Genomic DNA, 12,546 nt, shown 5'->3' on the forward strand with positions numbered 1-12,546 from the left:
CGGCGGCCGAAGAGTGTTGACGGGGTGTGATCTTCTTCTCGAAGAAAACACCCCGAATCAGGACATCTAGCCCTGCAGTCGATACTCTTCGAGCAACCGGCGCCCGATGATCATTTTCTGGATTTCGGCGGTACCTTCGCCGATCAGCAGCATCGGCGCCTCACGGTAGAGACGCTCGATCTCGTACTCCTTGGAGAAGCCGTAGCCGCCGTGGATCCGGAAGGCGTCTTCCACGACTTCCTTGCAGTATTCGGAGGCGAGGTACTTCGCCATCCCTGCTTCGAGGTCGTTTCGCTCCCCGGAGTCCTTTTTGCGTGCTGCGTTCACCATCATGGCATGCGCGGCCTCGACCTTGGTAGCCATCTCGGCCAGCTTGAACTGGATCGCCTGGTGCTGGGCGATCTGCTTGCCGAAGGTGTGGCGCTGCTGCGCGTAGGAAACCCCCAGCTCGAAGGCGCGCTGGGCGACGCCGCAGCCGCGGGCCGCCACGTTCACGCGGCCGACCTCCACGCCGTCCATCATTTGGTAAAACCCTCGGCCGGTGGTCCCGCCGAGCACACGATTGGCCGGAATGCGCAGTCCGTCCATAATCAGCTCGGTGGTGTCGACGCCCTTGTACCCCATCTTGTCGATCTTCCCGGGGATGGTGAGGCCGGGGCGGACCTCGCCGAAGCCGGGCTCCTTCTCCACCAGGAAGGTCGTCATCGACTTGTGGGGCGCGGTGCCCTCGGGGTGTCCTTCGTCACTCCGGACCAGAACGGCCACCAGAGTCGACGTCCCGCCGTTCGTCAGCCACATCTTCTGGCCGTTCAGGACGTACTCGTCGCCGTCCTTCACCGCCTTCGACGTGATGGCCGACACGTCCGAGCCGAGCGCCGGCTCCGACATGGAGAACGCGCCGCGCACGTCGCCCGCCGCCATGCGCGGCAGGAAGTGGTCCTTCTGCTCCTGCGTGCCGTGCTGCTTGAGCATGTACGCCACGATGAAGTGCGTGTTGATGATGCCGGAGACCGACATCCAGCCGCGCGCGATCTCCTCCACGCACAGCGCGTAGGTGAGCAGCGACTCACCCAGACCCCCGTACTCCTCGGGGATCATGAGCCCGAAGAGGCCCAACTCCTTGAGACCGTCGACGATCGCCTGCGGGTACTCGTCGCGGTGCTCCAGCTCGGTCGCGACCGGGATGATCTCCTTGTCCACGAAGTCGCGGACGGTGGAGAGGATCTCCCGCTGGATGTCGGTGAGACCGGCGGTCTGGGCAAGTCGCGCCATGGCTACTTCTCCTGTGCCTTCAGCTCCGGGCGGCCGGGCTGCTCGCCGCCGCGCTCCTTGATGTACGTCTCGGTGGGGACCATCACCTTGCGGCGGAACACGCACACCAGCGTGCCGTCCTGCTTGTAGCCCTTGGTCTCGACGTAGACGATCCCGCGGTCGGTCTTGGACCTCGACGGGGTCTTGTCGAGGACCGTCGTCTCGCCGTAGATCGTGTCGCCGTGGAAGGTCGGCGCCACGTGCTTGAGCGACTCGACCTCCAGGTTGGCGATCGCCTTGCCCGAGACGTCGGGGACCGACATGCCGAGCAGCAGCGAGTAGATGTAGTTCCCGACGACGACGTTCTTCCCGAAGTCGGTCGTCCGCTCCGCGTAGTTGCTGTCCATGTGGAGCGGGTGGTGGTTCATCGTCAGGAGACAGAAGAGGTGGTCGTCGTACTCCGTGACGGTCTTCCCGGGCCAGTGCTTGTAGACCGCGCCGACCTCGAACTCCTCGTAGGTGCGTCCGAACTGCATGGTGCTCAGGCCTCCGGGGCTTCGAACTTGCTGGTGCGCTGCATGCCGGCGGCCCGGCCCTTGCCCGAGATGACGAGCGCCATCTTGCGGCTGGCCTCGTCGATCATCTCGTCGCCGAGCATCGCGGAGCCCTTCTTGCCGCCCGCCTCCGACGTGTAGAAGTCGTAGGCGTCCAGGATCAGTTCGGCGTGGTCGTAGTCCTCCTGGGAGGGCGAGAAGATCTCGTTGGACGCCTCGACCTGGCCCGGGTGCAGCACCCACTTGCCGTCGAACCCGAGGGCCGCGGCGCGCTGGGCGACCTCGCGGTAGCCGTCGATGTTGCGGATCTGCAGGTAGGGGCCGTCGATCGCCTGGAGGTTGTTGGCGCGGGCGGCCATCAGGATCTTCATCAGGATGTAGTGGTACGCGTCCGCCGGGTAGCCGGGCGGCTGCTCGCCCACGACGAGCGACTTCATGTTGATCGACGCCATGAAGTCCGCCGGGCCGAAGATGATCGTCTCGACGCGCTGCGAGGCGGTCGCGATCTCGTTGACGTTGTTCAGGCCCTGGGCGTTCTCGATCTGCGCCTCGATGCCGATCTTGCCGACCTCGAAGCCCATCGTCTTCTCGATCTGCGTCAGCAGCAGGTCCAGCGCGACGATCTGCTGGGCGTCCTGGACCTTCGGCAGCATGATGCAGTCGAGGTTCGGACCCGCGCCCTCGACGACCGTGACCACGTCGCGGTACGTCCACTCGGTGGTCCAGTCGTTCACGCGCACGACCCGCGTCTTGCCGGTCCAGTCACCCTCGTTGAGGAACTTCACGATGGTGTGCCGCGCCTCCGGCTTGGCGAGCGGCGCGCACGCGTCCTCCAGGTCGAGGAACACCTGGTCGGCCGGGAGGCCCTGGGCCTTCTCCAGGAACCGCGGGTTCGAGCCCGGTACGGCCAGGCAGGAGCGCCGCGGACGAAGGCGGTTGACGGGCGTGGTCATGCGGGGACCTCCAGGGGGTCGAGCTTGTTCGCTTTGCGGATCTCGTCGACGATACGGCCGATGATTCCGGTGATGTCGAAGTCCTTCGGGGTGAAGACGGCGGCCACTCCGGCGGCCCGCAGCTGCTCCGCGTCGGCGTTCGGGATGATCCCACCGGCGATCACCGGAATATCGGCAGCGCCCGCCTCGCGCAGCCGGTCCAGCACGTCCGGCACCAGCTGGGCGTGCGAGCCGGACAGGATGGACAGGCCGACGCCGTGCACGTCCTCCGCGAGGGCCGCGGCCACGATCTCCTCGGGCGTGAGCCGGATGCCCTGGTAGACCACCTCGAACCCGGCGTCGCGGGCCCGCACGGCGATCTGCTCGGCGCCGTTGGAGTGCCCGTCCAGGCCCGGCTTGCCCACCAGGAAGCGGAGCTTGCCGACGCCCATGTCCCGCGCGGTCAGCTCCACCTTGCGGCGGACCAGCGCGAGCGCGGTGCCCTCCTCGGCGGCCACCGCGACGGGCGCGGAGGAGACGCCGGTGGGTGCCCGGAACTCGCCGAACACCTCGCGCAGGGCCCCGGCCCACTCGCCGGTGGTGACGCCGGCGCGGGCGCACTCCAGGGTGGCCTCCATGAGGTTCTCAGTGCCCTTGGCGGCCTCCTTCAGCCGCTCCAGCGCCTTGCACGGGCGCGGGTGGTTGAAGGGCGGCTGGTAGCGGTTGTCGCGCCAGTCCTTCAGCGCGGCCACCACACCGGCCTCGACGGCCGGGTCGACCGTCATGATCGCCGCGTCCAGGTCGGCGGTGAGCGGGTTCGGCTCGGTCGACTCGAAGACGTTGACGCCGACGATCTTCTCGGTGCCGCCCTCGATCCGGGCCCGCCGCTCGGCGTGCGAGGAGACGAGCTGCGACTTCAGGTAGCCCGACTCGACGGCGGCCATCGCGCCGCCCATCTCCTGGATGCGGTCGATCTCCGCGAAGGACTCCTCGACCAGCTCCGCCACCTTCGCCTCGATGACGTGCGAGCCCTCGAAGATGTCCTCGTACTCCAGCAGGTCGCTCTCGTGGGCCAGCACCTGCTGGATGCGCAGCGACCACTGCTGGTCCCAGGGCCGGGGCAGGCCCAGCGCCTCGTTCCACGCCGGCAGCTGCACGGCACGCGCGCGTGCGTCCTTGGAGAGGGTCACGGCCAGCATCTCCAGCACGATCCGCTGGACGTTGTTCTCCGGCTGCGCCTCGGTCAGACCGAGGGAGTTGACCTGGACGCCGTACCGGAAGCGGCGCTGCTTGGGGTCCTCGATGCCGTACCGCTCCCGCGTGATCCGGTCCCAGATCCGGCCGAACGCCCGCATCTTGCACATCTCCTCGATGAAGCGGACGCCCGCGTTCACGAAGAAGGAGATACGGGCGACGACGTCACCCCGGCGCTCCTCGGGGATCTGGCCCGAGGCGAACACCGCGTCGAGCACGGCGATCGCCGTGGACATCGCGTACGCGATCTCCTGGACCGGGGTGGCCCCCGCCTCCTGCAGGTGGTAGCTGCAGATGTTGATCGGGTTCCACTTCGGGATGTGGTTCACCGTGTAGGTGATCATGTCCGTCGTCAGGCGCAGCGACGGACCCGGCGGGAAGACGTGCGTCCCGCGCGACAGGTACTCCTTCACGATGTCGTTCTGGGTCGTCCCCTGGAGCCTGGTGATGTCCGCACCCTGCTCCTCCGCGACGACCTGATAGAGCGCCAGCAGCCACATGGCGGTGGCGTTGATGGTCATCGAGGTGTTCATCTGCTCCAGGGGGATGTCCTGGAACAGCCGGCGCATGTCACCGAGGTGCGAGACCGGCACCCCGACCCGGCCGACCTCGCCGCGGGCGAGGACGTGGTCCGGGTCGTAGCCGGTCTGGGTCGGCAGGTCGAACGCGACCGACAGACCGGTCTGCCCCTTGGCGAGGTTGCGCCGGTACAGCTCGTTGGACGCCTCGGCGGTGGAGTGACCGGCGTACGTGCGCATCAGCCACGGCCGGTCCTTCTGGCGCTCTGTCATCGGGGGACCTCAGACGTTCCGGAAGCGGTTGATGGCGTCGATGTGCTTCGCGCGCTTCTCCTCGTCGCGCACGCCGAGGCCCTCGCGGGGGGCGAGCGCGAGCACACCGACCTTGCCCTGGTGGAGGTTGCGGTGCACGTCGTACGCGGCCTGCCCGGTCTCCTCCAGGGAGTACACCTTGGACAGCGTCGGGTGGATCTTGCCCTTGGCCACCAGCCGGTTGGCCTCCCAGGCCTCGCGATAGTTGGCGAAGTGCGAGCCGATGATCCGCTTCAGGGACATCCACAGGTAGCGGTTGTCGTACTCGTGCATGTAGCCCGAGGTCGAGGCGCAGGTGGTGATGGTGCCGCCCTTGCGGGTGACGTAGACGCTCGCGCCGAAGGTCTCGCGGCCGGGGTGCTCGAAGACGATGTCGATGTCCTCGCCGCCGGTCAGCTCGCGGATGCGCTTGCCGAAGCGCTTCCACTCCTTCGGGTCCTGGGTGTTCTCGTCCTTCCAGAACTTGTAGCCCTCGGCGTTGCGGTCGATGATCGCCTCGGCGCCCATCGCCCGGCAGATGTCCGCCTTCTGCGGCGAGGAGACGACGCAGATCGGGTTGGCGCCGCCGGCGAGCGCGAACTGGGTGGCGTAGGAGCCGAGTCCGCCGCTGGCGCCCCAGATCAGGACGTTGTCGCCCTGCTTCATGCCGGCGCCGTTGCGGGAGACCAGCTGCCGGTAGGCGGTGGAGTTCACCAGACCGGGGGAGGCGGCCTCCTCCCAGCTGAGGTGGTCGGGCTTCGGCATGAGCTGGTTGGACTTCACCAGGGCGATCTCGGCGAGGCCGCCGAAGTTCGTCTCGAAGCCCCAGATGCGCTGCTCGGGGTCGAGCATCGTGTCGTTGTGGCCGTCCGAGGACTCCAGCTCGACCGAGAGGCAGTGCGCGACGACCTCGTCACCGGGCTTCCAGGAGTTGACGCCCGGGCCGGTCCGCAGGACGACGCCCGCGAGGTCGGAGCCGATGATGTGGTACGGCAGGTCGTGGCGCTTGCTGAGCTCGCTGAGCCTGCCGTAGCGCTCCAGGAAGCTGAACGTCGACACCGGCTCGAAGATCGAGGTCCACACCGAGTTGTAGTTGACCGAGGAGGCCATGACGGCCACCAGGGCCTCGCCCGGGCCGAGCTCCGGCACGGGCACGTCGTCCAGGTGGATCGACTTGCGGGGGTCCTTGTCGCGCGTGGCGAGCCCGGAGAACATCTCCGTCTCGTCCTTGTGCACGGTGATCGCGCGGTACGACTCGGGGAGCGGCAGGGCGGCGAAGTCGGCGGAAGTCGACTCCGGCGACTGGATCGCGTCCAGGATTTCCTTCACTGTGTTGCCTCCGGCGAATGGCGTCTTGAGGGGAGACGCTGGGGGTCACGTCGGTGCTGCTGCTGTGGATGTGAGGTGCCGTCGGTTCGGCGGACGTGCTGCTGGCAGCGCTTTGTGGCGCAGAAGGTTGCCTGTGACGCAGGCGTCCGGGCGCGCTTGCCGGGGTACCTCCGAGCGGCGCCCGGAGGAGGCTTGCGGGGACAGCCGGCGTACGTGAGGTCTCTGCACGCCGGCCGCCCGGACGACTTCAACGTATGGCACGCCGTGTCACCTGACAAGGCACGGAGTGCCAGAAGTTGCGCTCAGGTGAAATCTTTACGTAACACGTGAGCGATGATCGATCAGGTGGGGCGCGAAAAGCGGTACGAAAACGCCGGACGGGCCCAAAGTGAGCCCGTCCGGCGCTGGGGAAGTGCGATGGAGAGAGAGGAGGCGCGAGCGCGCTACGACCGTTCCTTGAGTGCCTGCTCGATGGTGCGCATCACCTGGTCGAGCGGGGCGTCGACCCGGGCGACGGTCACCAGCACGTCGCCCTCGGTGAAGGAGGAGGCCGGCGCCGACTGCGGGGCGACCTCGCGGCCCGCCCCGATGCCCGAGCCGAACGTCTTGCGGACGATCGCGAAGGCGTGGTCCAGCTGGGCCTCCACGTCGCCCTGGCCGCCCGCCCGCAGCCACCGCCGCAGCACGTGGTTGTGCGCGGTGACCACGGCCGACGCCGCGACCTCCGCCAGCAGCGGATCGTCGTTGGCGTCGTCGTCGTGCGCGTGCTCGTCGAAGTGGCCGAGGAGGTACCGGGTGAACAGCCGCTCGTAGCGCGCCACGGAGGCGATCTCGGCCTCGCGCAGCGTCGGCACCTCGCGGGTGAGCTTGTAGCGCGAGACGGAGATCTCGGGCCGCGCGGCGTACATCTTCATGACTTCCTTGATGCCGCGGCACACCGTGTCCAGCGGGTGCTCGTGGGCGGGTGCCGCGTTGAGCACCGCCTCCGCGCGGATCAGGGTGTCGTCGTGGTCGGGGAAGATCGCCTCTTCCTTGGAACGGAAGTGGCGGAAGAACGTACGCCGTGCCACCCCGGCCTGCGCCGCGATCTCGTCGACGGTCGTCGCCTCGTACCCCTTGGTGGCGAACAGCTCCATGGCCGCCGCCGCCAGTTCGCGGCGCATCTTGAGCCGCTGCGCGGCCGCGCGACCGCCCGCGGCGCTCTCCGGCGCGTCGGGCGTGGCTGTTGTACGGGAGGACTTGGCGGGCTGGGACATGACCCGAACGTACTGCATCTGCGCAGGGGAGTGCGCATGAGCGGAGATCCCCCCGCCGTCCCCGGGCGGGGGGCCTCCCGCCGGGTCGAGGAGCCCGCCCCAGTCGGCGGACTCCCCGTACCGGTCCTCGCGGGCCTCAGCGCCGGGCATATTCGCGGAAGCCGCGGCCCGTCTTGCGGCCGAGGCAGCCCGCGGCCACCAGGTGCTCCAGCAGCGGCGCCGGGGCCAGTCCCGGGTCGCGGAACTCGCGGTGCAGGACCTTCTCGATGGCCAGGGACACGTCGAGCCCGACCACGTCGAGCAGTTCGAAGGGGCCCATCGGGTAACCGCCGCCGAGCTTCATCGCGGCGTCGATGTCGTCCAGCGTCGCGTAGTGCTCCTGGACCATCTTGATCGCGTTGTTCAGGTACGGGAAGAGCAGCGCGTTCACGATGAAACCGGCGCGGTCGCCGCAGTCCACCGGGTGCTTGCGGATCTTGGCGCAGACCTCCCGGACGGTCGCGTGCACGTCGTCCGCGGTCAGCACCGTGCGGACCACCTCGACGAGCTTCATGGCCGGGGCCGGGTTGAAGAAGTGCATGCCGATCACGTCCTGCGGGCGCGAGGTGGCGCGGGCGCAGGCGACGACGGGCAGCGAGGAGGTGGTGGTGGCGAGCACCGCGCCCGGCTTGCAGACCTTGTCGAACGCGGCGAACAGCTGCTGCTTGACCTCCAGGTCCTCGGCGACGGCCTCGACGGCCAGGTCGACGTCGGCGAAGGCGTCGTAGGAGCCGGCCGGGGTGATCCGGTCCAGGGTCCCCGCGGCGGCCTCGGCGGTCATCCGGCCCTTGTCGACGGAGCGCGCGAGCGACTTGCCGATCCGGGCCCTCGCGGCCTCGGCCTTCTCCTCGCTGCGGGCGGCCAGGACCACGTCGTACCCGGCCTTGGCGAAGACCTCCGCGATGCCGGAGGCCATGGTGCCCGAGCCCGCGACGCCGACCGAGCGCACGGCGCGGCCCGGCGTCCCCGACTGCTCGGACCCGGGGGTGAGGGCGTCCGGCACGACCGTGGCACTGCCCGGCGCCTCGTACGAGTAGAAGCCGCGCCCCGACTTGCGGCCGGTCAGGCCGGCCTCGCTGAGCTGCTTGAGGACGGGGGCCGGGGCGTGCAGCCGGTCGTGGGACTCCGCGTACATGGCCTCCAGGACCGTGCGGGCGGTGTCGATGCCGATCAGGTCGAGCAGCGCGAGCGGGCCCATGGGCAGCCCGCAGCCGAGCCGCATCGCCGCGTCGATGTCCTCGCGGGAGGCGTACTTGGCCTCGTACATCGAGGCCGCCTGGTTGAGGTAGCCGAACAGCAGGCCGTCGGCGACGAACCCGGGGCGGTCGCCGACCGCGACGGGCTCCTTGCCGAGCTGGACGGCCAGGTCCGTGACGGCCGCGACGGCCTGCGGCGCGGTCAGCACCGAGGAGACCACCTCGACCAGCTTCATGGCCGGGGCCGGGTTGAAGAAGTGCAGGCCGAGCACGCGCTCCGGGCGGGCCGAGTCGGCCGCCAGACGCGTCACCGACAGGGCGTTGGTGCCGGTCGCGAGGATGGTGTCGGGGCGCACGACGTCGTCCAGCGCCCGGAACACCTGCTGCTTGATGTCGTACGACTCCGGGGTCACCTCGATGACCAGGTCGGCGTCGGCCGCCGCCTGAAGGTCGGTGAAGGTGCGGAAGCGGGTGAGGACGTCGCCGCGCTCCTGCTCCGTGAGGCGTCCGCGCTGCACGGCGCGGGCGGTGGAGGCTTCGAGCGCGGTGACGGCCTGGGCGGCCGCGGCCTCGCTGATGTCGATGCCGACGACCTCGCGGCCGGCCCGGGCGAGGACCTCGGCGATGCCGGTGCCCATCGTGCCGAGGCCGACGACGGCGACGGTCTTCAGCGGGGACAGAGGGGTGTCGGACAGGGGAGTGGCCATCGCGGGACTCCAGGAAGAGGGTGACGACTGGGGAGCACGCGGGTGCGCCTGAGAGGCGCACACGGTGCGAGGGATGCGGGTGTTGCCGGGCTGACGAGCGCACACGCCCGGTGCCGTCCAGGGGCCTGAACACGGGCGCCCCGAGGCGGATGAGGACCGACCGGCTCTGTCCCGGAGCCGGGTCGAACTGCGGTACCTGAGGCACCGAACCGACTGGCACTCGCGGCGGCTGCGTCACCAGGCCACCGCAAGCGGATCGCGAGTGGGTAACTCGCTCGTCTGAGCTTAACCGGCCGGTAACGAGCGCGCCAGCCCTCAGTTTGTGATGTAGGTCCCCGCGTCCCGGGCGCCCCTCTAGGCTCGGCTTCATGGACGAGGAGTCGCGATCTCTCACGGAGCGCTTACGGACCGAGGCGGGAGCCTGCGCCGCGTACGACCGGCTGGTGAGCACCGAGGACCTCGACGAACTGGCGGCGGCGCTCACCGAACCCGGACAGCCGCTGTGGGCGCGGGAGTTGGTGGCCTTCCGGCTCGGGACCGCCGGTGACCGGCGGGCCTTCGAGGCCCTCGTCCTGCTGCTCAACCACCGCGACCCGCAGCGCTGCGCGTCCGCCGCCCATGCGCTGGCCGCGCTCGGTGACCCGCGCACCGCCCGGGCCGCCGCCGCCCTCGCCACCAACGAACTGCGCGTCGCCTACGCGCTGCAACCGGTCCGGCTCCTGGTGGCCCTGCGCGCGCCCGAGGCGGTGCCCGCCCTGATCACCACGCTGCGGCGCAGGCTGCGGCCCCACGACCCGTACCGCAGGGTCGCTCTCGCCTGCGTGGAGGGCCTCGGAGCCCTCGGCGACGAACGCGCCCGCCCGGTCCTCACCGACTGCCTGGCCCACCCCCTCCTGGCAGAGGCCGCGGTCCACGCCCTGGCCCGCCTGGAAAAACGGTGACCGGGGCGGTCTTCCCGCGGAATCGGTGACCTGGAAGGCGGAGGCCGTTCACTCGGCGAGGACCGCGTAGGCCTCTATCTCCATCAGGAAGTCCGGGCTGATCAGGGCCGCGACCTGGACCGCCGACGCCGCCGGGAGGCGGTCGGACGGTATGTGGGTCTCGCGGGCCGCGCGGACGGCGGGCATGTGGGCCATGTCCGTGACGAAATAGGTGAGTTTGACGACGTCGTCGAACGTGGCGCCGGCGGCGGCCAGGCAGCGGCGCAGGTTCTCGAAGACCTGGTGGGCCTGTGCCGCCGGGTCGCCCGGGCCGACGAGCTCGCCGTGCTCGTCCAGGGGGAGTTGGCCCGAGACGGCCACGAAGCGTCCCGTGCCCATGACGACGTGCGTGTACGCGGCGGCGGGGGCGACCCCGGCGGGGGCGGGGATGCGGGTCGGCTCGGTCATGCGTCCATGGTGGACCACGGGTCGGACAACGCCCCGCCGGCCGGTGCCGTCGGGGGCGGTTCCGTGGTCGGCGGCACCGGGTGGTGCCGGCGGCGCGTCGGGCCGGGTCAGCCGTGGAAGCCGAGGAGGCCGTGGAGGGTCGAACCGCGCGAGGCGCCCTTCTTCTTGGCGCTCAGCGGCTTCGGGTCCGGCTGCGCCTTGCACACCGCGTCCGCCTCGCCGTCACCGCGCGGCACCTCACCGCTGGTCAGATAGGCCGCCAGGTGCTTGTCCAGGCAGGCGTTCCCGCTCAGCGTGATGCCGTGGTTGCCGCCCTTCTCCTCCACCACCAGGCTGGAGCCGCGCAGTTGCTCGTGGACGGCGACGGCGCCCGGGTAGGGAGTGGCCGCGTCGTCCGTCGCCTGGAACAGCAGCACCGGGGGCAGCTCGTCGTTCGAGACGTCCACGGGCCGCAGCGGCTCGGCCGGCCAGAAGGCGCACGGCGCGTTGTACCAGGCGTTGCTCCAGGCCATGAACGGCGCCTCGTCGTACACCGCCCAGTTGTCCTTGCGCCACTGCTCCCAGTCCCGGGGCCAGGTCGCGTCACGGCACTGCACCGAGGTGTAGACGCTGTAGCCGTTGTCGCCCGCGGTGTCGACCGCGCCGAAGTTCTCGTACGCCTCGACGAGCGGGTCGGTGTCCTTGCGGTTCACGTACGCGGCGAACGCCTCGGCCAGGTAGGGCCAGTAGCCGTTGTAGTAGCCGCCGGGGATGTAGGTGTCCTCCAGTTCGGAGGCGCCGACCTTCTTCTGCGCGGGCTTCTTCGCCAGAGCCTCGCGCATCCCGTACCACTTGGCCTCCACCTTGGCGGGGTCGGTGCCGAGCCGGTAGGTCTTGTGGTGCTTGGCGATCCACTTCATGAACGCCATGTGGCGGTCGTTGAAGGCGTAGTCCTGCTGGATGTTGGCGTCGTACCAGACCCCCGTGGGGTCGACGACGGAGTCCAGGACCAGGCGGCGCACCCGCTGCGGGTACAGCTTCGCGTAGACGGCGCCGAGGTAGGTGCCGTACGAGTAGCCGAAGTAGCTGATGCGCTCGGCGCCGAGCGCCTCCCGGACGGCGTCCATGTCACGCACCGCGCTGACCGTGTCGATGTACGGCAGCACGTCCGCGTACTTGGTGCCGCAGGCCTCGGCGAAGGCCCGTACCCGGTCGAGGTTGGCCTTCTCCAGGGCGGGGGTGAGCGGCACGGTGTCGGGCCGCACCGGCGCGAAGTGCTTCGGCCGGCAGTTCAGGGCGGGCTTGCTCGCGCCGACCCCGCGCGGGTCGAAGCCGATCACGTCGTACTGGGCGGCCACCTTCTTCGGCAGCGTGGAGGCGACGAAACCGGCCAGCCTGCGCCCGCTGCCGCCGGGGCCGCCCGGGTTCACCAGGAGGGGCCCCTGGTAGGTCTTCGCGGTGTGCGGGACCCGCGACAGCGCGATCGTGATGCGCCGGCCGTCCGGGTTGTCGTGGTCCAGAAGCACCTTCAGGGACGCGCACTGGAGCGTCGGGTAGGCGCTGGTGCCGCACTTCTTCCAGGCCGGCTTCGCCGCGGCGGGCGGGGCGGACGCGGCGTCGGCGTCCGCGCCGGCGGGCACCGACGTGATCACCGTGGCCAGTACGGCGGCGGTGCCGCACAGAGCGGCTGCGCGTTTCCTCATGGGGCTCCCAGGGCGGAGGAACTGAGCCGTGCACCTCACGGCCTCCGCCGTATCGTCCCGGAAAGCGCGCCCGTAAGAACGCGTTCTGTGCCGTCTTGACCCGATTGAGCAGCGTGATGCGCTCGGATGCCGCCGGGCCGCGCGCGCCG

The 12,546-nt window shown here is 69.9% G+C and carries 10 protein-coding genes; 1 reads left to right on the forward strand and 9 read right to left on the reverse strand.

Translation table 11 applies throughout. The annotated features are described in order from the left end of the window. Positions 1-66: 66 nt before the first annotated feature. The 7 genes from ACZ4VA_RS10005 to ACZ4VA_RS10035 form a co-directional block, all read right to left on the reverse strand. Positions 67-1,272 carry an acyl-CoA dehydrogenase family protein gene (locus tag ACZ4VA_RS10005; RefSeq protein ID WP_356237839.1) on the reverse strand — a complete coding sequence of 402 codons (1,206 nt, stop codon included), beginning with the start codon at positions 1,270-1,272 and terminating at the stop codon, positions 67-69. Between the two features lie 2 nt (positions 1,273-1,274). Then, entirely contained in the window at positions 1,275-1,787 is a 513-nt protein-coding gene (locus ACZ4VA_RS10010) for a MaoC family dehydratase (protein WP_355782007.1), read from the reverse strand. A gap of 5 nt (positions 1,788-1,792) precedes the next feature. Further along, entirely contained in the window at positions 1,793-2,758 is a 966-nt protein-coding gene (locus tag ACZ4VA_RS10015; RefSeq protein WP_121407000.1) for an HpcH/HpaI aldolase/citrate lyase family protein, read from the reverse strand. Beyond that, positions 2,755-4,782 carry a protein meaA gene (locus ACZ4VA_RS10020; RefSeq protein WP_355782010.1) on the reverse strand — a complete coding sequence of 676 codons (2,028 nt, stop codon included), beginning with the start codon at positions 4,780-4,782 and terminating at the stop codon, positions 2,755-2,757. Before ACZ4VA_RS10020 ends, ACZ4VA_RS10015 begins: the two co-directional genes overlap by 4 nt. A 9-nt stretch (positions 4,783-4,791) precedes the next feature. Then, complete coding sequence (gene ccrA / locus ACZ4VA_RS10025) at positions 4,792-6,129, reverse strand: crotonyl-CoA carboxylase/reductase (protein ID WP_355782013.1); 1,338 nt, start codon at positions 6,127-6,129, stop codon at positions 4,792-4,794. A gap of 443 nt (positions 6,130-6,572) precedes the next feature. After that, a complete protein-coding gene (locus ACZ4VA_RS10030) occupies positions 6,573-7,385 on the reverse strand; it encodes a TetR family transcriptional regulator (RefSeq protein WP_355782016.1) in 813 nt (270 codons plus the stop codon). A 136-nt stretch (positions 7,386-7,521) separates the two neighbouring features. Then, complete coding sequence (locus ACZ4VA_RS10035; RefSeq protein ID WP_356175205.1) at positions 7,522-9,327, reverse strand: 3-hydroxyacyl-CoA dehydrogenase family protein; 1,806 nt, start codon at positions 9,325-9,327, stop codon at positions 7,522-7,524. Between the two features lie 368 nt (positions 9,328-9,695). Between ACZ4VA_RS10035 and ACZ4VA_RS10040 the strand changes: the two genes are divergently transcribed. Next, complete coding sequence (locus ACZ4VA_RS10040; RefSeq protein ID WP_356175202.1) at positions 9,696-10,268, forward strand: adenylosuccinate lyase; 573 nt, start codon at positions 9,696-9,698, stop codon at positions 10,266-10,268. 48 nt (positions 10,269-10,316) lie between these two features. On the opposite strand, the gene ACZ4VA_RS10045 is transcribed toward ACZ4VA_RS10040, so the two are convergent. Together ACZ4VA_RS10045 and ACZ4VA_RS10050 are read right to left on the reverse strand one after the other, a co-directional pair. Then, positions 10,317-10,715, reverse strand: coding sequence for a RidA family protein (locus tag ACZ4VA_RS10045; RefSeq protein WP_388902986.1), 399 nt, complete (start codon positions 10,713-10,715; stop codon positions 10,317-10,319). A gap of 107 nt (positions 10,716-10,822) precedes the next feature. Then, a complete protein-coding gene (locus tag ACZ4VA_RS10050; RefSeq protein WP_468080710.1) occupies positions 10,823-12,397 on the reverse strand; it encodes an alpha/beta hydrolase in 1,575 nt (524 codons plus the stop codon). Between the last annotated feature and the right edge of the window lie 149 nt (positions 12,398-12,546).

The organism is Streptomyces sp. NPDC028308, assembly GCF_055565855.1.